The sequence below is a fragment of the Dickeya chrysanthemi NCPPB 402 genome (assembly GCF_000406105.1).
Taxonomy (GTDB): domain Bacteria; phylum Pseudomonadota; class Gammaproteobacteria; order Enterobacterales; family Enterobacteriaceae; genus Dickeya; species Dickeya chrysanthemi.
The window spans coordinates 2,582,227-2,604,720 of the sequence record NZ_CM001974.1; the positions used below are offsets into that span (position 1 = coordinate 2,582,227).

Consider the following 22,494-nt stretch of genomic DNA (forward strand, 5'->3'; position numbering starts at 1 on the left):
ACCACCTAACCAGTTGTTATTCATTAAAAAACCATTTTAATTTACACAATGGACGCGATAGTGTCGTCAGAGATGAAACCGGCTAAAACATCGCCATCGTCACATCACATTCACACATGAAATGCGCGGCGGTATCGTGAAAAACATCGACATGAGGCAGGGCGCGCATCGGCGCAGGCTGGCAGAGGCAACGCCACCATCGTTAACCGGTGACGTTGCCTTTCGAACGAATAACAGGATTAACGGCGATTCCTGACCAGTTGGTAACGGCGGGTCAGATATTCAACCGGCGCACTCCAGATATGCACCAGACGGCAGAATGGGAACAGCACGAACAACGTCATCCCCAACACCAGATGCACGCGGAAAATAAAGGCCACGTCATCCAGATAAGCCGATGCGCCGCCGCGGAATGTCACCACCGCCTGCGCCCAGTTCACCAGCTTCATCATCTCGCTGCCGTCCATGTGCTGCGCGGAAAACGGGATGGTCAACAGCCCCAGCGCCGCTTGAATCACCAGTAATGACAGGATCAGAATATCGCCGGCGGTGGATGTTGCGCGCACCCGCGGGTTGGTCAGCCGCCGTTTCAGCAACAACATACCGCCGACCAGCGTCAGCACGCCGCAAGCACCGCCGCCTAACATCGCCATTTTCTGTTTTACATCCAACGGCAGGAACGATTCGTACATCCAGTGCGGCGTCATCATGCCCACAAAGTGGCCGCCCAGTACACCCAGGATGCCGATGTGGAACAGGTTTGACGCCAGCCGCATGCCTTTTTTGTCCAGCATCTGGCTGGAACCGGCACGCCAGCTGTACTGACCGTAGTCATAACGCAGCCAACTGCCTGCCAGAAAAACCGCACCGGCGATGTAAGGGTAGATATCGAATAAAAACAGATTGAGGTAATGCATCAGCAATCTCCTTTGACCGGTGAAGCGTCAAGGTTCAGGTAGTGCGGCGCCACCGCGTCGGCGAACCGACGCTGATGACGGGTCTGTTGCGCCGGGGCGCAGCCCGCGTCGGCCAGAAAGCGGACCTGCTCCTCTTCCCATACCGCATCCAGCGCTTGCGGCGTATCGTCGCGTGTTTCTTGCGCCACCTTCGCCGCCACCGCGTCGCTTGACGGCTCGCACGCCGCCAGCGTCAGCAACAGCTCCAGCAACAGGGCATAGTCGCTGCCGCGCTGACGTAAACGTTCCGCCAGCAGCGTCAGGATCGGCGCAATATCACGCAGCCCATCACGCGCCGCCTGCGGCTCGCGCAACGTCAAATACTCCAGATACAGCGGCAGGAAATCCGGCAGTTCGCGGCAATCCAGCTCCAGCCCGACCTCACGGTATTGCGCCAGCAAATCCACCATCGCCTGACCACGCTCACGCGATTCGCCATGGACGTGTTCAAACAGCAGCAATGACAGCGCACGACCGCGATCAAACAGCTCGCTGTAGCGCGCCTGCCGGTCCAGCAGGTCGCCCTGATAAAAGTCGCCGATGAATTGCAGCAACTGCGCGCTTTGGCGCAACGGCAACTCGTCGGCCTGCTCCAGCGCGTCCAGTATGTCCTGGCGCTGTTGCCACAGTTCCGCATCCGGGTACTCCAGCAGCCGGGCGATAACGCGAAGACTGATCATGACTTGTTCTCCCGCATACGCCGTTCACTCATGTTCTGAGTTTTGCTGGTGACATCGATGGCGTCGATACGGCGGCTGTTGAACAGGTTGAACGATGAATCGCTGCCGTGGCAGCCGTCGCCGAAGCTGAAGCCGCAGCCATGCGCTTCCGGGAAAGCTTCACGCGCCAGTTCACGATGGCTGGACGGCACCACAAAGCGATCTTCATAGTTGGCGATCGCCAGATAGCGGTACATTTCTTCAGCCTGCGATGACGTCAGCCCCACCTGCTCCAGCGCGCTGGTATCGGTGACCTGTTCGACGGTTTGCGCACGCTTGAAATGACGCATCGCCAGCATACGACGCAGCGCGCGCAGCACCGGACGGGTATCGCCCGCGGTCAGTAGGTTGGCCAGATACTGCACTGGGATACGCAGGCTTTCGACGTCCGGCAGAACGCCGCTGTGCGCCAGGCTACCCGCATCGGCTGCCGCCTGAATCGGCGACAACGGCGGCACGTACCATACCATCGGCAGCGTGCGGTATTCCGGGTGCAGCGGCAGCGCCAGTTGCCATTCCACCGCCAGCTTGTACACCGGCGACTGCTGCGCCGCGTCAATCACACTGAGCGGAATGCCGTCGCGCTGGGCCTGTGCAATCACCTCGGGGTCGTTCGGATCGAGGAAAATGTCCAACTGACGGCCGTACAGGTCGGTTTCATTCGCCGTGGAAGCCGCCTGCTCAATGCGGTCGGCATCGTACAGCAGCACCCCCAGATAGCGGATACGGCCCACGCAGGTTTCCGAGCACAGCGTCGGCATACCGGATTCGATGCGCGGATAGCAGAAAATACATTTTTCCGATTTGCCGCTCTTCCAGTTGAAGTAGATTTTTTTGTACGGGCAGCCGGTCAGGCACATGCGCCAGCCGCGGCATTTATCCTGATCGATCAGCACAATGCCGTCTTCCGCCCGTTTGTAAATCGCCCCGCTCGGACAGGTGGCGACGCACGCCGGGTTGAGGCAGTGTTCGCACAGTCGCGGCAGGTACATCATGAAGGTGTTTTCGAACTGCCCGTACATGGCTTTCTGCATGTCGTCGAAGTTCTTGTCCTGCGAGCGTTTGCTGAACTCGCCGCCCAGATCGTCTTCCCAGTTCGGGCCGTTTTCGATCTTCTCCATACGCTGACCCGTCACCAGCGAACGCGGGCGCGCTACCGGCTGGTGCCGGCTTTCGCCGGCGCGTTGCAGGTGTGCGTAGTCGTAGTCGAACGGCTCGTAATAATCGTCCAGCGCCGGAACGTCCGGGTTGGCGAAAATTTTCGACAGCACCCCGACACGGTTGCCCATGCGCGGTTCCAGCCGACCGTTGATCTTACGAATCCAGCCGCCTTTCCATTTTTCCTGATCTTCCCAGGCATGCGGATAACCGGTGCCGGGTTTGGTTTCCACGTTGTTGAACCAGGCGTATTCCACCCCTTCGCGGCTGGTCCAGACATTTTTACAGGTCACCGAACAGGTGTGGCAGCCAATGCATTTATCCAGATTCAGCACCATGCCGACTTGTGAACGAATTTTCATCAAGCTTTCTCCTGCAGATGAGGTTGCACATGGGAAGACAGGTCGTCATGGCTGTCCTCATCCAGCCAGTCGATACGGTTCATCTTACGGACCACCACGAACTCATCGCGGTTGGAGCCGACGGTGCCGTAGTAGTTAAAGCCGTACGCCAGTTGGGCATAACCGCCGATCATATGGGTCGGTTTCGGGCAAACGCGCGTCACGGAGTTATGGATGCCGCCGCGCTGACCGGTGATTTCCGAGCCCGGCAGGTTCACCAGTCGTTCCTGCGCGTGGTACATCATGGTCATCCCGGCCGGAATACGCTGGCTCACCACGGCTCGCGCCGTCAGCGCACCGTTGGCGTTAAACACTTCCACCCAGTCGTTGTCGGCGATGTTCAGTTCACGGGCGTCGTCTTCGCTCAGCCAGACAATCGGACCGCCGCGTCCCAGCGTCAGCATCAGCAAGTTTTCGCTGTAGGTGGAGTGAATCCCCCACTTCTGATGCGGCGTCAGGAAGTTGAGCGCTTTTTCCGGGTTGCCGTTGGGCTTTTTGTTCAGCAACGGCTGAGCGGCGCGGGTATCCACCGGCGGGCGGTACACCAACAGGCTTTCGCCGAAGGCGCGCATCCACTCATGATCCTGATACAGTTGCTGACGGCCGGAAATAGTGCGCCACGGAATCAGCTCATGCACGTTGGTGTAACAGGCGTTGTAAGAGACATGCTCGTCTTCAAGACCAGACCAGGTCGGGCTGGAAATGATCTTGCGCGGCTGCGCCTGAATATCCCGGAAGCGGATTTTCTCATCCTCTTTCGGGTGCGCCAGATGGGTGTGATCACGCCCGGTGACCTTGCTCAGCGCTTCCCAGGCTTTCACCGCCACCTGGCCGTTGGTTTCCGGCGCCAGCGACAGGATCACTTCGGCGGCATCGATGGCGCTGTCGATTCTCGGCCGACCGGCCGCCGCGCCCGCTTCCTGCACCCGGTTGAGGCGTTTAAGGAAGTCCACTTCGTTTTGGGTATTCCAGCTAATACCTTTACCGCCGTTGCCGAGTTTATCCAGCAATGGGCCGAGTGAGGTAAAGCGGGCATACAGGTTCGGGTAGTCGCGTTCCACCGTCATGATATGCGGCGCGGTTTTACCCGGAATCAGGTCACATTCGCCTTTTTTCCAGTCTTTCACGCCCAGCGGCTGCGCCAGTTCGGCGGCCGAGTCGTGCTGAATCGGCAGCGTGACCACATCGGTTTCCACCCCGAGGTGACCCTGGCAGACGCGGGAGAAAGTTTTCGCCAGCCCTTTATAAATTTCCCAGTCGGTTTTCGACTCCCAGGCCGGGTCAACCGCCGCCGACAACGGATGAATGAACGGATGCATGTCCGACGTGTTCATGTCGTCCTTTTCATACCAGGTGGCGGTCGGCAACACGATGTCGGAATAGAGGCAGGTACTGGACATACGGAAATCCAGCGTCACCACCAGATCGAGCTTGCCTTCGCCGCCTTGTGCGCGCCATTCCACTTCTTCCGGCGTCACGCCGCCTTGTTGGCCCAAATCCTGCCCCTGAATACCGTGCTCGGTGCCCAGCAGGTACTTGAGCATGTACTCATGGCCTTTACCGGAAGAACCCAGCAGGTTGGAACGCCAGATAAACAGGTTACGCGGGAAGTTTTGCGGGCTGTCCGGCTGCTCGGCGGCAAAACGCAGACGACCGGCTTTCAGTTCCGCCACGGTGAAATCCTGCGGCGACATACCGGCGGCGGCGGCCTGCCCGGCGATACGCAGCGGGTTAGCCCCCAGTTGCGGCGCGGAAGGCAGCCAGCCCATGCGCTCGGCGCGCACGTTAAAGTCAATCAGGCTGCCGCTAAAGCGCGAGCTGTCCGCCAGCGGTGACAAGAACTCCTGCGGCGCGACGGTTTCATAACGCCATTGGCTGGAGTGGTTATAGAAAAACGAAGTGCTGTTCATGTGACGCGGCGGACGCTGCCAGTCCAGCCCGAACGCCAGCGGCAACCAGCCGGTTTGCGGGCGCAGTTTCTCCTGGCCAACGTAGTGCGCCCAACCGCCACCGCTCTGCCCGACACACCCGCAGAAGATCAACATATTGATAATGCCACGGTAGTTCATGTCGAGGTGATACCAGTGGTTCATACCGGCACCGACGATAATCATCGACCGTCCGTGGGTTTTGTCGGCGTTGTCGGCAAATTCGCGCGCAATACGGATGATATTCTGCCGCGATACGCCGGTAATCTGCTCGGCCCACGCCGGGGTATAAGCTTTGACCTGATCGTAATCGCTGGCGCACTGTTCGTCGTTGAGGCCGCGATCCACACCGTAGTTAGCCAGCGTCAGGTCGAAGACGCTGGTCACCAGCCCTTGCTGACCATCGGCCAGCGTCAGGCGTTTCACCGGCAACTGATGCAGCAGCACCTCATCCAGCGCCACGCTGGCGAAGTGTTCACTGGCGGCGCCGCCAAAATACGGGAAGCCGACGGAAACCACCTCATCATGGTGGCCCAGCAAGCTCAGTTGCAGGTTGACGTCACGCTGAGAACCGCCTTCGCGCTGTTCCAGGTTCCACTTGCCTTGCTCACCCCAGCGGTAACCAATGGAACCCTGCGGAGCGACCAGTTCGCCGCTGGTTTCATCAATGGCGATGGTTTTCCATTCCGGGTTGTTTTGCTGCCCCAGGTTGCCGACCAGATCGGCGGCGCGCAACAAACGCCCGGCGGCGTAGCTGCCGTCGGCACGCGGCTCCAGCAACACCAGCATCGGCATGTCGGTATAGCGGCGCACATAGTCGGTGAAATATTGACGCGGTTGTTTGAGATGGAATTCGTTGAGGATCACATGGCCCATCGCCAACGCCAGCGCGCTGTCGGTGCCTTGTTTCGGGTTCAGCCACTGATCGCACAGTTTGGCGATTTCGGCATAATCCGGGGTAATCGCTACGGTTTTGGTGCCTTTGTAGCGCACTTCGGCAAAGAAATGCGCATCAGGGGTACGGGTCTGCGGTACGTTGGAACCCCAGGCGATAATGTACGATGAGTTATACCAGTCGGCCGATTCCGGCACGTCGGTTTGTTCGCCCCAGGTCTGCGGTGAGGCCGGTGGCAGGTCGCAATACCAGTCGTAAAAGCTCAGGCACACCCCGCCCAGCAGCGACAGGTAACGGGCACCGGCCGCATAAGACACCATCGACATAGCCGGGATCGGCGAAAAGCCAATCACCCGGTCTGGGCCAAAGGTTTTGGCGGTATACACGTTAGCGGCGGCGATCAGCTCATTCACTTCCTGCCAGTCGGCACGGACAAAACCACCGCGACCACGTACTTGCTTGTATTCTTTCGTTTTATTGGCATCACCGACAATCGACGCCCAGGCATCTACCGGGTCGGCATGGTGACGGCGCGCCTCACGCCACAATTTCATCAGGCGCTTACGCATCATCGGGTATTTCAGGCGGTTGGCGCTATAGAGATACCAGGAATAGCTGGCACCGCGTGGGCAACCGCGCGGTTCATGATTCGGCAGATCCGGCCGGGTGCGTGGGTAATCGGTTTGCTGCGTCTCCCAGGTGACCAGCCCGTTTTTGACGTAAATCTTCCAGCTGCACGAACCGGTACAGTTGACGCCATGCGTCGAACGCACCACTTTGTCATGTTGCCAGCGGCTGCGGTAGCCGTCCTCCCAGTCACGATTAGTATTCAGCGTCTGGCCGTGATCACCGGAAAACGGCTCGGCCACCTGTTTGAAATAACGTAACCGGTCAAGAAATTTGCTCATCCGGACTCTCCTGCTACGGAACCTGACGGTTCCTGTCGTTATAGACGTACACGTGGGTATTGCTCACTACGACGTAGGGTAGCCAGCCGAATAAGTACTGGAATTGACAGCGATCAAGCCCTCAGGAGCCGGTTTGTGGTGGGGAGTGCAAAAATACCACCAAAGAGGTATCGGAAAAGAATTACTTAATTAACTGATAAAAAAGGAAATATTGAGGCATGAAATGATAAGGTCAGGTGACATTTACTCATGAAGACTCTTTGGAGGTAGTAGACCCGTTCAGGTAGCTCAAACCGTTTCTTTCCCGACATTACGCCTGCTTTTCAGGCAACACGTGAAGGAATGCACCTTCTCGACATACATTGCACTCCCCTGCAAACCACAACGCTAACGGGTCGATAGCGGGCAAGTCGGGATACACCAATCTGCAGTTTTTGAAAACATATCAAACAGAAAAACGTCTGTTTATCGATGTTGGGGAAGAAAGCAAATAACGTGGTCATCAGGTGGGATAATCAACAGCTTGTTCATACCGCCAGCGTAAAAAATTTCGCACTGACGGTATGAAGGCGTATTGCATCGGGGGTAACTACCACCTTGCAATACGCATCAGATCAATCATTATCAGGTGCGGGCTTTACGTCCATAACACAGCCAGGTGATCAACACACAGGCGACGTAAAACACCACAAAGATTTTCATCGCGCCGGCGGGTGAACCGGTCAGCGCCAACGAAGTACCAAACGCTTTCGGGATGAAAAAGCCGCCGATAGCGCCGATAGCGGAGATAAACCCTAACGCCGCTGCGGTATCCGTCACCGCGCTGCGCTGCGCTTCTTCTGCGCCACCGCCTGCGGCAGTCACCCTTTCCATCGTCAGCCCCCGGAAGATCACCGCGATCATCTGGAAGGTTGAACCGCTCCCCAGCCCGGCCGTCAAAAACAGCAGCATAAAGATGCCGAAGAACAGCAGGAAAGACCCCGGCTGATTTTCTCCCGGCAGCGCTGTGAACAGCAGCAGCGACAGGATCGCCATCAACACAAAATTGACCAGCGTCACCCGCACGCCGCCGAACCGGTCCGACAACATGCCGCCCACCGGACGCGCCAGCGCGCCAAGCAGCGGGCCGAAAAAGGCGTAATGCAGGATCACCACATCCGGAAACTGGGTTTTCGACAACATGGCAAAACCGGCGGAGAAACCGATAAAAGAGCCGAACGCCGACAGATACAGGATGCTGAGAATCCACAAATGCGCCCGTTTCAGCACCGGCAACTGCTGGCGCAGCGACGCTTTAGCGGTGGAAAGATCGTTCATACCGAACCAGGCCGCCGCCGAGGCGATAAGCAACATCGGCACCCACACCCAGGGCGCATTCTGCAGCCAGACCTGACTGCCATCCGGCTGAACCACGCCCTTGCCGGTGAAACTCAGCACCGGCAGGAAAATCACCACCGGCACCAGCAACTGCATCACGCTGACGCCCAGGTTCCCAAATCCGCCGTTTAACCCCAGCGCCCCGCCCTGCTGCGCTTTCGGGAAAAAGAAGCTGATATTCGCCATGCTGGAAGCAAAGTTCGCGCCGGCAAATCCGCACAACAGCGAAATAAGGATGAATACGTTATACGATGTTTGCGTGTCCTGTACCGCAAACCCCAACCATACGCACGGGATAATAAGAATCAGCGTACTGAAGGTAGTCCAGCGGCGTCCGCCGGCCAGCGGGATAATAAACGAATACGGCACCCGCAACAGCGCGCCGGATACCGATGGCAATGCGGTCAGCATAAACAATTCATCGGTGGTGAAGTGAAAACCGACCTTGTTCAAATTGACGGCCACGGTGCTGAACAACATCCAGACACAGAAAGCCAGCAACAGACAAGGAATGGAAATCCACAGGTTGCGCTGAGCAATGCCGCGCCCCTGTTTTTGCCAGAACTGAACATCTTCCGGGCGCCATTCCCGGATAACAGTCTGCCGTGAAGCGCCTGGCGTAATGGTTGACTGCGTCATAACAAGCCTCGGTCAGTAAAATACCCCTATCACTACGCGTCACATTAGAAGGTATGTCCGAAGCAAATTTGATATACATCAACGGTTTGTCGGGTAAAAAAACCGGTATCTTTTTTGCCCGCCACCAAATAGGTAAGCCAAAATGACAAGTTAATAGTGTCGTTTCATACTGTTATGATGATTAACCCCGTCACGGTATTCGCGACTACCCACCAATGGAAATTGTGAGGTAACTCTTTGGGGGTATAGGGTTACCCCTGAAAATAAGAAAAAATGATCTTGTGTTGCATGACTCTGTTTTTACTGCGGGCCGGTAGCGGATAAGCGGGAAGAGCTCGAACGACGGTGACTAACGTCGATCGATGACTCTCTCTGTCGACGCCATCAACGTCACATGCGCGCCTGCGATCTACTGTTTAGCACACCACTGCGTTTCCATTTTTGTCACAGGCGGTTTCCCCATGTTCAAACGCTTTCGGCTTCCACTCTCGCTGGTCAACCAGGTGGCACTGTTGATGCTGCTGCAAGGCCTGCTGGGGATTGCCGGCATGGCGGTATCCAGTTGGATGTCGCAAAGCATTCAGGGCAACGCGCACGCCATTAATACGGCAGGTTCTCTGCGCATGCAAAGTTACCGGTTATTGTCGATGGTGCCGCTTGACGCCAACAGTGATTATTATCTGCAGGAACTGGAACGCGCCGAAAATGACCACGACCTGCGTCAGGCGGTCATACGCGAGGGGCTAAGCGAGCAACTCACCACGTTGCAACGCTACTGGGCAGATCAATTGAAACCGAGTCTGCGTCAGGCAGAACGCCCGGCGGATGCCGCCGCCGCCGTTGCAGATTTTGTCCACCACCTCGATGCGCTGGTGCTGGCTATCGATCAAAAAACCGAAGCGCACCTTCGGTTGGTCACACTGGTGCAACGCACGTTCATCGGCATCATGTTGTCGTTGTTATTGCTGACCTTTTTCTATCTGCGCCGCCGCTTGCTGGCCCCCTGGCGCAAGCTGGTGTCGATGGCGCAGGCCATCGGCCAGGGCGAATTTCATCAACGCGTAACCCCGCGCAGTCATGATGAAATGGGTACGCTGGCACAGGCGCTGAATAATATGTCGGATGAGCTGTCGGCGATGTACCGTGATCTGGAACAGCGGGTGGCGGAAAAAACCGCCGATTTGCAACAGAAAAACGATACGCTGGCGTTTCTATATCGTGCCAGTCGTCGGCTGCATACCAATGCGCCGCTATGCAGCCGGTTACTGCCGGTGCTGGATGAACTGAGCGCATTGATGCCGCTTTCCAGCATTCAATTGCAACTGTATGAAGATAATCATCAGGCGCTCGTAACGCCTTCCAGCCAAACCGTCATACCCAATCCCGACACCTGCCCGGACAGCGACTGCCAGCGCTGCGCGCATTTTTCCTCGGCACACGCGGCATCCGAAGGCAAGCCGGTCAGTTGGAATTTGCATGACAAGCGGGGTCACTATGGCGTGGTGCTGGCGCGGTTGCCCGCTCATCAGCATCTGACGCCCGATCAGCACCAGTTGCTCAACACATTGCTGGAGCAGTTGACCAGTACGCTGGCGCTGGAGCGGCAATCCAGCCATCAACAACAACTGATGTTGATGGAAGAACGAACGACCATCGCCCGCGAGTTACACGATTCCATCGCACAGTCGCTCTCTTGTCTGAAAATTCAGGTCAGTTGTCTGCAAATGCAGCACACCGCGCTGACACCGGAAATACAACAGCAGTTAGACGCCATGCGCGATGAGATCAACACCGCCTATCGGCAATTGCGTGAATTGTTGACGACCTTCCGGCTTAAGCTATCGGAATCCGGCCTGCTGGCGGCATTGCGCGCCACGGTTGACGAATTCAGCCAACGCCTCGGCTACGCCATCGTGCTGGATTATCAGTTACCGCCACAGGCGGTATCCGCTCATCAGGGTATTCATTTGCTGCAAATCGTGCGTGAAGCCTTGAGCAATACCTATAAGCATGCACAGGCTACCGCCGTCAACATCACCCTTTGTCAACAGCAAGGCTATATTGAGCTGCGCGTGTGCGATAACGGTATCGGCATCAGTGATAACCACCGCCGAACCAATCACTACGGCTTGATTATCATGCGCGACCGCGCCCGCAGCCTCCACGGCGACTGTACTATCCAACGCCTGGCGTCCGGCGGCACAGAAGTCTGTGTCCGCTTTCAGGCAGACTCTCGCCAGCCACCCGTTTTATCAGGAGAAAACCATGAATCATGACGCCGCCACCGTACTGCTCATTGATGACCACCCGATGCTACGCAATGGCGTCAAACAGTTGCTCAGCATGGCGCCTGACCTGTGTGTGGTCGGCGAAGCCAGCCAGGGCGAACAAGGCGTGATACTGGCGGAGCAATTGGACCCGGATTTGATTTTGCTGGATTTGAACATGCCGGGCATGAATGGGCTGGAAACACTGGCCCGCCTGCGTGAAACCTCATTATCCGGGCGAATCGTGGTGTTTACCGTATCAAACCATGAGGAAGACGTGATCAGCGCGTTTAAAGGCGGTGCCGACGGCTACTTGCTGAAAGACATGGAACCGGAAGATTTGCTGGTCGCGCTCCATCAGGCTGCGGCAGGCAAAATGGTGCTTAGCGATACGCTGACGCCGGTTCTGGCGGCCAGCCTGCGGGAAACGCGCAGCAGCGATACCCGGGATATCCAGCAATTGACCCCGCGGGAGAAGGATATCCTGAAACTGATAGCCCAAGGGTTGCCGAATAAAGTTATCGCCCGCAAGTTGACGATTACCGAAAGTACGGTAAAAGTACACGTCAAACATCTATTGAAAAAAATGAAGTTGCGTTCCCGGGTGGAAGCCGCCGTCTGGGTAGTGCAAGAAAAGATTTTCTAACGGGTGGCGGCGGCCGTCGCCGCCAGTCATCTTCCCCATCGGTGTTAATTTTTACTTTTAGATGTTAAAAAAACAGTAAAATACACAACACCTACATTTCTATACGTTTACTTTCACTCGTGCTGATGCCGTAACGCCTGTTCATGGTTTTTAGTACTTTATCGCCATTTTCCTAGATATTTCCCCATATTCCTTTCCTAGACTCACCTTGTTCGGCGTTTCATTGCGCTTTCGCCAGGCTTAACCGGAGGAAAAAGAGAATGAAAGTCAGAGAACGATTTATTGGACTGGAATGGCTCCGCTTTTTACTTGGATGCTATGTCATGGTCTATCACACCGTACATGTCTATCCGCAACGTGAAAAGATCCCCTTTCTGAACGAACTGACCAGCATGGGGTTCTTCGCTACCAGTACGTTCTTTGTGTTGTCCGGCTTTCTTCTGACACATGTTTATCTGCGTGACGGCCAGTTACGGGAACCCGCCCGGCATTTCCTGGCCAAGCGGTTGTTTAACCTCTACCCGATCCACATCATCGGACTGGTATCGTCTATCGTGGTGGTCTGCCTGATGCACTGGCTGGCGATTCCGCCAGAGGGCCAGATTGCCAGCGCCCGTTTCGTCATTTACGACAGTAACGACCCCAGCGTTGCGCCGGAAACGTTGCGTCACTATATGGATAACGCGCAACTGGCTGTTAACGGCTTACTGCAATTGCTGATGTTACAGGCGTGGAATCCCTATTTTCTGACGTTCAACGCGCCGTTGTGGTCGGTCTCGACACTCTTTTTCTTCTACTTATTGTTCCCGCTGCTGGCGCCGCGACTGGCTGGCAGCCGTTATCCGCGCCTGTGGCTGGCGGTGCTCTGTCTGCTGTATCTGCTGCCGCCGATATGGGTTGTCTGGCATCAATTATACGGCATGCCTTATACCGGTTTACTGCAACGCAATCCATTGCTGCGGTTACCGGAGTTTTTGGCCGGAATAGCAGGCTACACGATTTTCCGCCAATACCGGGACGGCGTGCGGCCAGCATTAACCCGGCTACAATGCAAAGCGCTGGCTGTGTTTATTAGCCTGAGTTTTATCGTCGCCACCTGGCTGTTTACACACGGCGGGCGCCACTGGTATTTCCTGCTGCATAACGGACTGTTGTTGCCCTCGCAAGTGGCATTGGTCTGCCTGTGCGCGCACGCTCGTGAACCGGACAGCGAAGCGTTGAAAGTCTGGGCAACAAGACTGGGTAGCGCCTCGTTGTCGATTTTTGCCCTGCATGTCCCGCTCTTTAACCTGTTCCGCACATCAGAACAGTTATTACGCGGCAACCCGCTGCAATGTTTCACCGACTGGTCGGCCTGTATTGACGCCGCCGGCAGGGTGGAGGTATCCATGACCGGTTACGGCGTCTTCCTGTTGACGACCATTACCCTGTGCGTAGTCGTCCAGGAGCAGTTGATAAACCGTATCAGGCAATCGCTGACCGAACGCTTTCTGACCCGTCGTTTCGAACCTTCCCGCAGCGCGGCCTGATGATAACGGCTATAACGGTGATGTGATCGTCATCACCGTTATAGCCGTAAGTCATTAATCACACGGTTTATAACAATTTCCATTCTAATTGTGGGATACTTATATCTAGAGGCGCTGCGCGATTCCTGTTAATGTTGCCTCGCCGGGAAATAATCCGGTATATCGATACATCGGCAAGCCGTCCGAATGGCGTCTTTCACTTTTAGTCACCCATTGTTTTATCTGACATCATGACACATTCCAAACACGCACTTTCGTCGCTGAGCCTGTTTATCGCTCTCAGCGCCGCTGGCATTTCTACCAGCCATGCGGACACCGTCTGGTTAACCAACGGTGACAAGATCAGCGGCCAGATTACGCTGCTGGATAGCGGCAAATTATTCATCAAAACCGATTATGCCGACACTGTGTCGGTGACCTGGGACAAAGTCAAAACCTTCCAGACCGATCACGGGATGGTTATTCAAGGGCAACGCTACGAGAAAGGCGTACTCTATCCGTCCATCAAAGCCTCCGACAGTTCTCGCGCCATCGTTGCCCAGCCGGCAAGCGTAGACGGCCAGCAAGTCAGCGCCGGGCAGGAAACGCTGCCGTTGTCTGATATCGACTCCATGGTGGTACCTCGTCGTTGGGTGGAAGATTTCTCCTGGAAAGGCAATGTCGACGTTAGCCTGGCCCGCAAGAAAAGCTCCACGGAAACCGACAACCGTGATATGACATTGAACACCCGCCTGCGGCACGGCACATGGCGCCATAATCTGGATGGCAGCTACCACATGACCAAAGAAGACAATGTGGAAAGCACCAAAAACGCCGCCGGGGAATACGCACTGGATAAATTCATCGACGAGCACTGGTTCTGGCAGGGCCGTTATGAGTACAAACGCGACTGGGTGGAAAACATCAAAGTTAACCGTTCCGCCGGTACTGGTCCGGGCTACCAGTTCTGGGATAACGATCTGGGCGCGTTCTCTATTACCACACTGGTAAACGCCCAAACGTTTACTTATCAGGACAACAGCGAAGATAATTTCTACTCCGGCGGCCTGAAGTGGAGCTATGATCGCTTCCTGTTCAGCAAACGTACCGAGTTGTTTTCCGACGGCGAAGTGGGCCGCTCATTTGATAGCACCACGCCGCTCTACTTTAAAGCCGGCGCTGGTCTGCGTTTCAAAGTTACCGACTGGTCATCCGTCAGTATGAAAGTCTCCCGCACCCGCACCGAAAGCATTCAGGGTAACGTTAACGATACCCTGTACTCGCTGGGTCTGGGCGTCGGCTGGTAATTCAGCCACTGAAGGTTCCTGTCTTACGACGGGAACCGTTGCCCGTTCTGCGTAAACACGTTCTGCGTAAACGACAGTTGTAAAGACAGCTGTAAAAAAGCCCGGTTTTCTCGACCGGGCTTTTGTTTTATCGCGGGTAACCGCCTAAGTATTACTGCGACTTCGGTTCCTGTTTAGACAGGTCTTCCGCAATCTGGACGGTTTCATTCAGATACGCATCCGGATCCTGATAATCCTTCGGCAAATCATCCAGCGCCTTCAACGGCGGTTTTCCCTGACGCTTCAGTCGATCGTTAATGCGTTGCAGACGCGTTGCTTCGTCTTCGTTGTTTTCCTTCTGGCGCTGCACCAGATTCAACGACACATGATTACGCTTCTGTTTCATTTCCTGATAACGCGCCACATCCTGCTGGATGTACTGGAATTCCGGATCCTTGGCAATACGCGCATTATGCTGTTCCAGCAACACGGGCAGCAGCGGTTTTACGTCGCCCATCACGGTATAACCGGCAGGTTTGATGCTATCCCACGGCAAGGCGTTATCTTCAAATTTCTCACCGGTATCCACCGCTTCGTTGCCGGTCGGCATCACGATATCCGGCGTAACGCCTTTACGTTGGGTACTGCCGCCGTTAATACGGTAGAACTTCTGGATGGTGTATTGTACCGAGCCCAGCGACGGCCATTCCGGACGCAGCATCTGATCGTAAATACGATTGAGAGAACGGTATTGCTGTACCGTACCTTTACCGAAAGTCGGTTCGCCGACAATCAGCGCACGGCCGTAATCCTGCATCGCGGCGGCAAAAATCTCCGACGCCGAGGCACTGAAACGATCAACCAGCACCACTAGCGGACCTTTGTAATAGACGGTATCGTCGGTGTCGCTGTCTTCACGTATCTTGCCGTTGTTGTCCCGCACCTGCACCACCGGCCCGGTAGGAATAAACAGCCCAGACAGGCTGACCGCTTCCGTCAGGGCACCGCCGCCATTGCCGCGCAAGTCGATAATGACGCTGCTGACATGCTCTTTTTCCAGTTTCTGCAACTGAACTTTCACGTCGTCCGTCAGCCCAACGTAGAAACCGGGGATATCCAGCACGCCGACTTTGTCTTTACCGGCCTCTTTGATCGACATTTTCACCGCACGATCTTCCAGCCGGATACGTTCACGGGTCAGAGTGATGGTCTGCGTTTTGGTGCCCTTGCCTGCCGGCAGCACTTCCAGACGCACCTTGCTGCCTTTCGGCCCTTTGATCAACGCCACCACATCATCAAGCCGCCAGCCAATCACATCGACCATCGATTTACCGGCCTGCCCTACGCCCACGATACGATCGCCGACGCCGATGCGTTTACTTTTCGCCGCCGGGCCGCCCGGCACCATGGAGTTAATCACGGTATAATCTTCATCCATCTGCAATACCGCACCGATACCTTCGAGCGACAGGCTCATTTCGGTGTTGAACTGCTCGGTATTACGTGGCGACAGATAGCTGGTATGCGGGTCGATTTCCCGCGCGAAGGCATTCATGATCAACTGAAACACATCTTCGCTGTTGGTCTGCACCAGACGGCGAACCGCAAACTGATAGCGTTTGGTCAGCGTTTCCTTGATTTCCGCGTCGGCCTTGCCCGTCAGTTTCAGGCTCAGCCAATCGTACTTGACCTTGGCATCCCACAGTGCGTTGAGTTCCTCCACGCTTTGCGGCCAGGGCGCTTTAGCGCGGTCAAGGTCGATAACATCGTTGCCGTTCAGGTTGACCGGTTTTTCCAGCAGCGTCAGCGCATACTGGTAACGTTCGAAACGGCGTTTCTGGGCCAGATTGTACATGGCGTACGGCAGGCTCAGCTTGCCGCTTTTTAAATTCTCGCCCCACTCGCCTTTTTGACCGGAAAACTGCGCCACATCGGAAGACAACAGCACGTTATGGCTGTAATCCAGCATGTTGAGGTAACGATCGAAGATCTTGCCGGAAAACTGCGCATCCAGCATGAACTGGCGATAATGGGAACGCAGAAAACGCGACGCAACGCGCTCGCTGACGGTAGAGTGCTGCGCTTCCGGCTGCAACTGAGGAATTTGATCCGCGCGGGTAATGTTCTCGCTGGCAAAACTACTCCCGGACAGCAAAAGCCAGGTTAATGCCGCCGCTTTGACAAATTTGTTCATGCCCTGGTTGGCCTCCGTATCAGAACTGCAAATGTTCTGCGCGTACGATCATCGCCAGACCGGAAGCCAGTTGAACCCTGACTCCATCTTTGGCGATCTCAAGCACAGTGGCATCCATGGCGCTTTTGCCAGCCCTGACTTTGATTTCCTGGCCAATCTGCAGGCTGGAAATATCCGTCACCGCCTGCCGTTCCGGTTGCACCGTACGGGCTGCTTTAGGCTGACGGGGTTGGGATTTATCGGATGACGGAGAAGCGGTCTGTGCGGAACGGGAAGAAGACGGACGCGGTTTACGCGGAGCTGAACCTGCGGCATCTCGCTCACGGCGTGGGGGCATTCTGCCGGCAGAAGGACGCGGACGAGAGGGTTCGGCCTCGCCGGACTCGCGCTTCTTCGCCTGCTGCTCTGCACGCTGAGCCTGAACACGGGCTTTGGCCTCTTCCAGTTGCTTGCGCGCATGCTCCACATGCTGCTGCTCGAGCTCGCCGCACGGGTTGCCGTCAAGATCAACGCGTTGAGCGCCCAGTTTGACGCCATACAGATAACGCCAGCTTGACGTATACAAACGCAGTGCGGAGCGCAACTGCGTCTTGCTGACGTGCTCGGATTCGGACACGCGTTCGACCAGATCCTGAAAAATGCCAATCTTTAACGGACGCGCTTCGCCTTCAAGCGTGAAACAGAGCGGAAAACGCTCTGCCAGATAGGCGATCACTTCTTTACTACTGTTCAACTTAGGTTGATTTTCCATGAAATTTCCTGATTACAACGGGTTTGCCAACCAGCGCAGGCATGAACAGGCGTCATTATAATGACGCCATCGGCAATTGCTACGTTATCCTTGTCGCAACGTAAGAGAATTGATGAAAGCCAGCACGTCGCTCTGTGACAATTGGCGGCACAGTGCGGCCGCAACCGCATTCAGCCCGTCTTCGTCCTCGGCATCAAAACGATGATGAACGGTGCTATCAATATCCAGAACGCCAATCAACCGCCCGTCAACCGTCAGCGGCAGCACGATTTCGGCATTGCTGGCGGCATCACAGGCGATATGGCCGGGAAACGCATGCACATCGCCGACCCGTTGAACACGGTTCTCCGCGACCGCACGACCGCAGACCCCTTTTCCCGCCGGAATTCGCACGCAAGCCGGGCGCCCCTGAAACGGCCCCAGAAATAACGTGTCGCCTTCCAGCAAATAAAAGCCGGCCCAATTCACACCATCCAATCGTTCAAACAGTAACGCACTGCTGTTTGATAATATCGTGAGAAAGCGATCTTCATCGGCAATCAGCGCGGTGAGATCACGTACCAGTTCATCGTAGAATTGTTCTTTTTTCATCGCTTACAATAGGCATAAATTGTCTTTACGGACCGCCTGACGGCAGACATCCGCAGCACATTACATAAAGTTTCGCATCGGGATGCTACAGGATTTCTCTTGCCAGCCCAACTTTCACCGCACAGCGCCGTCACAGGAGAGCGACTTAGGCACCATTACCGATATCCGGCGATGACCGTACCGGTTACCGCCGGGCGACACCACATTTCATCTGACAAGGGTAGCAGTGATTTTGTGTCATCCATCATTCAGTTACACTATGATAATACCTGTCCTGTTAACCTGCCTGCAGGAAATATGAAAATTTATAACGCCGCCCCGTCCGTCGGGTCGGCTGATTCGCCGCCGGCCGCGCCGCGGCGCCTTCAACGTTGCCCGCAATGCGACCTGTTATTCATGTTGCCTCGACTCAAACGTCAGCAGCACGGCCACTGTCCGCGTTGCGCGGCACATATTGCCAGCGGCCGCGACTGGTCTATTTCCAGACTGGTGGCGATGGCGGTGGCCATGCTGGTGCTGATGCCCTTCGCCTATAGCGAACCCTTGCTCAATATCCGGTTGCTGGGTGTTTCCATTAATGCCAGCTTGCTGGAAGGCATCTGGCAAATGACGCGTCAGGGGCACCCGGTCACCGCCAGCATCGTGGCGTTTTGCACTATCGGCGCGCCGCTGACGCTGGTATTCGCCCTGCTGTATCTGTTTTTTGCCCCTCGCGTCGGTATGAATCTGCGTCCGGTGCTATTGCTGTTCGAACGCCTGAAAGCGTGGGTCATGCTGGATGTGTATCTGGTCGGTCTGGCGGTCGCTTCGATTAAAGTCCGTGAATTTTCCGAGGTTTTGCCCGGCAATGGGTTGCTGGCGTTTCTGGCGCTGATGGCGCTCAGTTTGCTGACCCTGATTCACCTTAATGCCGAACAGCTCTGGCAACGCTACTACCCACAGCGCGCCTACCCGGCCTCAGCGCAGGCGCTGGTCTGCCTGTCCTGCTATTTTACCGCGACGCCAGACAGCCGTGGCCGCTGCCACCGTTGTCATGTGCCGCTCACACCGCGGCGGCCATATAGTTTGCAAAAATCCTGGGCGGCGCTGATTTCCGCCGTCATTCTGCTGTTGCCGGCCAATCTGCTGCCGATCTCAGTGATTTACGTCAACGGCGTGCGCCGGGAAGACACGATTTTTTCCGGCATTATCTCGCTGGCCGCCGGGAATATCCCGGTGGCGCTGGTGGTTTTTGTCGCCAGTATTCTGGTGCCGTTCAGCAAGGTATTCATCACGTCGGTCCTGCTGCTCAGTATTCATTTTCGGGTGAGCCATAGCCGGATGATACGTATGCGACTGCTGCGTCTCATGAGTTGGATCGGCCGTTGGTCGATGCTCGACCTGTTCGTGATCGCCCTGACCATGTCGCTGGTTAACCGCGACCAATTGCTTGCTTTTACCATGGGACCCGCGGCGTTCTATTTTGGCGCCGCCGTTATTTTGACCATATTGTCCGTCGAGTGGCTGGATAGTCGACTGATATGGGATAACGACTAAGAGCCTATCCCGCGATAGGCTCTTATACATAATTGCAGGATAACAATGCAGAACTCAACGCCGATGGCACCCACTGAAGCCCGCATCAAAAACCGGCGCCGCCTGTCGCCCTTCTGGCTGCTTCCTTTTATCGCCCTGCTGCTCGCCGGCTGGCTGCTCTACACCAATCAACAGGAGCGCGGCGCAACGGTGACCATCGATTTCGTGTCGGCGGACGGCATCGTCCCCGGCCGCACGCCGGTGCGCTATCAGGGGGTGGAAGTCGGCACCGTGCGCAACATCAAACTCAGCGATGATTTACGCACCATTCAGGTCATCGCCAGCATCCGTAACGATATGAAAGAGGCGCTACGCAGCGGCACCCAGTTCTGGCTGGTGACGCCCAAAGCCTCGCTGGCCGGGGTATCCGGTCTGGATGCACTGGTCGGCGGCAACTACATCGGCATGCTACCCGGCGGCGGCGATCCCGCCAGTCACTTCACCGCGCAGGATACCCAGCCCAAATACCGTGTTAACAGCGGAGAATTACTGATACATCTGCGCGCTGACGATCTCGGCTCGCTGAACGCCGGTTCACTGGTCTATTTTCGTAAAATCCCGGTAGGGAAAGTTTACGATTACAGCGTTAACGCCGATCACCGTGGCGTGATGATCGATGTATTGATCGACCGCCGCTTCACCGGGCTGGTGAAAAAGACCAGCCGTTTCTGGAACGTCTCCGGGTTAAAAGCGGACGTCAGCCTCAGCGGCGCGACCGTCGAAATGCAAAATCTGTCTGCACTGGTTAACGGCGCCATCGCCTTTGACTCCCCTGAACAGGGCGAGCCGGCCGCGGCGGATCAGAACTACGAGCTATACCCGGATTTGGCGCAGAGCCAGCGCGGCGTGCAGATTATGCTGGACTTGCCTTCCGGTGACAGACTGCAAGCCGGACATACGCCGCTGCTGTATCAGGGATTAGAAGTAGGCAGGTTGCAACGGCTCACCCTGGAGGCCAATCAGCGCGTCACCGGAGAGTTGATCGTCGACCCGTCGGTGGTGGCGTTGATGCGGGAAAACACCCGGATTGAACTGGCCGCGCCGCGTCTGTCGCTAAGCGATATCAACCTGCCCAGCCTGCTGGGCGGCACCACGCTGACGCTGATCCCCGGCGACGGCGAGCCGAAGCAGCGCTTCACCGTCGCTGACGCCACCCGGCAGCAACTGCAACAACCCGGCGCGCTTACCGTTGAATTAACCGCCAGCCAGAGTTACGGCATCGACAGCGGCCAGCCGGTCATGCTGCACGGCGTGCAAATCGGTCGGATCGTCCAGCGCACACTCACCGATAACAGCGTCGGTTTTACCGCCGTTATCGACCGCCAATACCGACACCTGCTGCACAAAGACAGTCAGTTCATCGCCAGCAGTCGGGTCAACGTTAAACTGGGGTTAGACGGCGTTCAGGTGCTGGGCGCCAGCGCTCAGGAGTGGCTGAGCGGCGGCGTCACGGTGCTGCCAGGCTCGACCGGTGATGCCCAACCGCGTTACCCGCTCTATAGCGATCGGGAAAAGGCCGCTGCCGGCATTCAGGGCACGACGCCCCCCACCACGCTGACGTTATTGGCCGACAGCCTGCCGGACATTCAGGACGGCTCGGTAGTGCTGTATCGCAAGTTTCAGGTTGGCGAGATCACCCACATTCGCCCTAAGGCCGAGACATTCGAAATCGATGTTTATATCCGGCCGGAATACCGCAAGCTGCTGACCGATAACAGCGTTTTCTGGGCGGAAGGCGGTGCGCGCGTACAATTGAACGGTGCCGGATTAACGGTACAGACCTCGCCGCTCAGCCGGGCGCTGAAAGGCGCCATCAGTTTCGACAACGTAGACGGCGCCGCCGACGTACAAAACGACAAACGCCCGTTATACAGTAACGAAACCGCCGCCCGCGCGATTGGCAGCCGCATCACCTTGCGCACCTACGACGCCAGTAAGCTCTCCGCGGGTATGCCGATCCGTTATCTGGGTATCGATATCGGCCAGTTGGAGTCGCTGAAACTGGCGGAGCAGCGCGATGAAGTGCGGGTACAGGCGGTGCTGTACCCGGAATATGTCCGTAATTTCGCCCGCGCCGGCACCCGCTTCTCGGTGGTGACGCCGGAAATTTCCGCCGCTGGGGTTAACCATCTGGAAACGCTGATCCAGCCCTACATTAATGTCGAACCGGGTAATGGCGCCGTTACCCGCAGCTTTGAATTGCAGAAAGCCACTATTTCCGATTCCCGCTATCAGGATGGGCTGAGCATCAACGTTGACACCGCCGAAGCCGGATCGCTGCAAATCGGCACGCCGGTGCTGTTCCGCGGGATTGAAGTCGGCACGGTGACCGGTCTGTCACTCGGCGCGTTGTCCGATCGGGTATCGGTGGCGTTGCGCATCAGTAAGCGCCACGCGCATCTGGTGCGTGATAATTCCGTCTTCTGGCTGGCCTCCGGCTATAACCTGCAGTTTGGCCTGACCGGCGGCGTGATCAAGAGCGGGACTTTCCAGCAATTTATCCGCGGCGGCATTGCTTTTGCGACGCCACCGGCCACCCCGCTGGCGCCCGCCGCACAGGCCGGCAAACATTTCCTGTTGCACGGTGAAGAACCCGGCGGCTGGCGCGACTGGGGAACAGCGTTGCCGGAGCGATAAACACCACGTCTGCGTTCTGCGACTCACCGCCCGCTGAGCCGGTGGTGAGTCGCCATCC

14 protein-coding genes are annotated in these 22,494 nt (G+C 56.5%); 6 read left to right on the forward strand and 8 right to left on the reverse strand.

Annotated elements, in window-relative coordinates; all coding sequences use genetic code 11:
* Positions 1-239: 239 nt before the first annotated feature.
* From narI to DCH402_RS11600, 5 genes are all read right to left on the reverse strand, one after another.
* On the reverse strand, positions 240-917 hold the full coding sequence (gene narI, locus DCH402_RS11580) for a respiratory nitrate reductase subunit gamma (RefSeq protein WP_040001217.1): 678 nt from the start codon (positions 915-917) through the stop codon (positions 240-242).
* Positions 917-1,636, reverse strand: a complete 720-nt coding sequence (gene narJ, locus DCH402_RS11585; protein WP_040001218.1) for a nitrate reductase molybdenum cofactor assembly chaperone — start codon at positions 1,634-1,636, stop codon at positions 917-919. Before narJ ends, narI begins: the two co-directional genes overlap by 1 nt.
* The gene (gene narH, locus DCH402_RS11590; RefSeq protein ID WP_040001219.1) at positions 1,633-3,195 is read right to left on the reverse strand and encodes a nitrate reductase subunit beta; all 1,563 of its coding nucleotides are present in this window, start codon (positions 3,193-3,195) and stop codon (positions 1,633-1,635) included. Before narH ends, narJ begins: the two co-directional genes overlap by 4 nt.
* A complete protein-coding gene (locus tag DCH402_RS11595; protein ID WP_040001220.1) occupies positions 3,195-6,965 on the reverse strand; it encodes a nitrate reductase subunit alpha in 3,771 nt (1,256 codons plus the stop codon). Before DCH402_RS11595 ends, narH begins: the two co-directional genes overlap by 1 nt.
* Before the next feature lie 624 nt (positions 6,966-7,589).
* Entirely contained in the window at positions 7,590-8,981 is a 1,392-nt protein-coding gene (locus DCH402_RS11600; RefSeq protein ID WP_040001221.1) for a NarK family nitrate/nitrite MFS transporter, read from the reverse strand.
* A 461-nt stretch (positions 8,982-9,442) separates the two neighbouring features.
* Here DCH402_RS11600 and narX point away from each other — a divergent pair, with 461 nt between their 5' ends.
* The 4 genes from narX to DCH402_RS11620 all read left to right on the forward strand — a co-directional run bounded on the left by narX (position 9,443) and on the right by DCH402_RS11620 (position 14,709).
* Positions 9,443-11,257: a nitrate/nitrite two-component system sensor histidine kinase NarX gene (gene narX / locus DCH402_RS11605; protein ID WP_040001222.1), complete on the forward strand. Its 1,815-nt coding sequence runs from the start codon at positions 9,443-9,445 to the stop codon at positions 11,255-11,257.
* On the forward strand, positions 11,247-11,894 hold the full coding sequence (gene narL, locus DCH402_RS11610; RefSeq protein ID WP_040001223.1) for a two-component system response regulator NarL: 648 nt from the start codon (positions 11,247-11,249) through the stop codon (positions 11,892-11,894). The genes narX and narL overlap by 11 nt, the downstream gene beginning before the upstream one ends.
* 260 nt (positions 11,895-12,154) lie before the next feature.
* Entirely contained in the window at positions 12,155-13,423 is a 1,269-nt protein-coding gene (locus DCH402_RS11615; protein WP_040001224.1) for an acyltransferase family protein, read from the forward strand.
* Between the two features lie 230 nt (positions 13,424-13,653).
* Positions 13,654-14,709, forward strand: coding sequence for a DUF481 domain-containing protein (locus tag DCH402_RS11620; protein ID WP_040001225.1), 1,056 nt, complete (start codon positions 13,654-13,656; stop codon positions 14,707-14,709).
* A gap of 151 nt (positions 14,710-14,860) precedes the next feature.
* On the opposite strand, the gene prc is transcribed toward DCH402_RS11620, so the two are convergent.
* The 3 genes from prc to DCH402_RS11635 form a co-directional block, all read right to left on the reverse strand.
* Complete coding sequence (gene prc / locus DCH402_RS11625; protein ID WP_040001226.1) at positions 14,861-16,882, reverse strand: carboxy terminal-processing peptidase; 2,022 nt, start codon at positions 16,880-16,882, stop codon at positions 14,861-14,863.
* 19 nt (positions 16,883-16,901) lie between these two features.
* The gene (gene proQ / locus DCH402_RS11630) at positions 16,902-17,633 is read right to left on the reverse strand and encodes an RNA chaperone ProQ (protein ID WP_040001227.1); all 732 of its coding nucleotides are present in this window, start codon (positions 17,631-17,633) and stop codon (positions 16,902-16,904) included.
* Between the two features lie 84 nt (positions 17,634-17,717).
* The gene (locus DCH402_RS11635) at positions 17,718-18,224 is read right to left on the reverse strand and encodes a GAF domain-containing protein (RefSeq protein ID WP_033575725.1); all 507 of its coding nucleotides are present in this window, start codon (positions 18,222-18,224) and stop codon (positions 17,718-17,720) included.
* 297 nt (positions 18,225-18,521) lie between these two features.
* Here DCH402_RS11635 and yebS point away from each other — a divergent pair, with 297 nt between their 5' ends.
* The gene (gene yebS / locus DCH402_RS11640; protein ID WP_040003552.1) at positions 18,522-19,760 is read left to right on the forward strand and encodes a membrane integrity lipid transport subunit YebS; all 1,239 of its coding nucleotides are present in this window, start codon (positions 18,522-18,524) and stop codon (positions 19,758-19,760) included.
* Between the two features lie 45 nt (positions 19,761-19,805).
* Positions 19,806-22,436, forward strand: coding sequence for a PqiB family protein (locus DCH402_RS11645; RefSeq protein ID WP_040001228.1), 2,631 nt, complete (start codon positions 19,806-19,808; stop codon positions 22,434-22,436).
* Positions 22,437-22,494 lie beyond the last annotated feature (58 nt).

Bases quoted from the DNA above. Each gene is read 5' to 3' on its own strand.
- narI (WP_040001217.1), bottom strand. From the start codon at position 917: ATGCATTACCTCAATCTGTTTTTATTCGATATCTACCCTTACATCGCC.
- narJ (WP_040001218.1), bottom strand. From the start codon at position 1,636: ATGATCAGTCTTCGCGTTATCGCCCGGCTGCTGGAGTACCCGGATGCG.
- narH (WP_040001219.1), bottom strand. From the start codon at position 3,195: ATGAAAATTCGTTCACAAGTCGGCATGGTGCTGAATCTGGATAAATGC.
- DCH402_RS11595 (WP_040001220.1), bottom strand. From the start codon at position 6,965: ATGAGCAAATTTCTTGACCGGTTACGTTATTTCAAACAGGTGGCCGAG.
- DCH402_RS11600 (WP_040001221.1), bottom strand. From the start codon at position 8,981: ATGACGCAGTCAACCATTACGCCAGGCGCTTCACGGCAGACTGTTATC.
- narX (WP_040001222.1), top strand. From the start codon at position 9,443: ATGTTCAAACGCTTTCGGCTTCCACTCTCGCTGGTCAACCAGGTGGCA.
- narL (WP_040001223.1), top strand. From the start codon at position 11,247: ATGAATCATGACGCCGCCACCGTACTGCTCATTGATGACCACCCGATG.
- DCH402_RS11615 (WP_040001224.1), top strand. From the start codon at position 12,155: ATGAAAGTCAGAGAACGATTTATTGGACTGGAATGGCTCCGCTTTTTA.
- DCH402_RS11620 (WP_040001225.1), top strand. From the start codon at position 13,654: ATGACACATTCCAAACACGCACTTTCGTCGCTGAGCCTGTTTATCGCT.
- prc (WP_040001226.1), bottom strand. From the start codon at position 16,882: ATGAACAAATTTGTCAAAGCGGCGGCATTAACCTGGCTTTTGCTGTCC.
- proQ (WP_040001227.1), bottom strand. From the start codon at position 17,633: ATGGAAAATCAACCTAAGTTGAACAGTAGTAAAGAAGTGATCGCCTAT.
- DCH402_RS11635 (WP_033575725.1), bottom strand. From the start codon at position 18,224: ATGAAAAAAGAACAATTCTACGATGAACTGGTACGTGATCTCACCGCG.
- yebS (WP_040003552.1), top strand. From the start codon at position 18,522: ATGAAAATTTATAACGCCGCCCCGTCCGTCGGGTCGGCTGATTCGCCG.
- DCH402_RS11645 (WP_040001228.1), top strand. From the start codon at position 19,806: ATGCAGAACTCAACGCCGATGGCACCCACTGAAGCCCGCATCAAAAAC.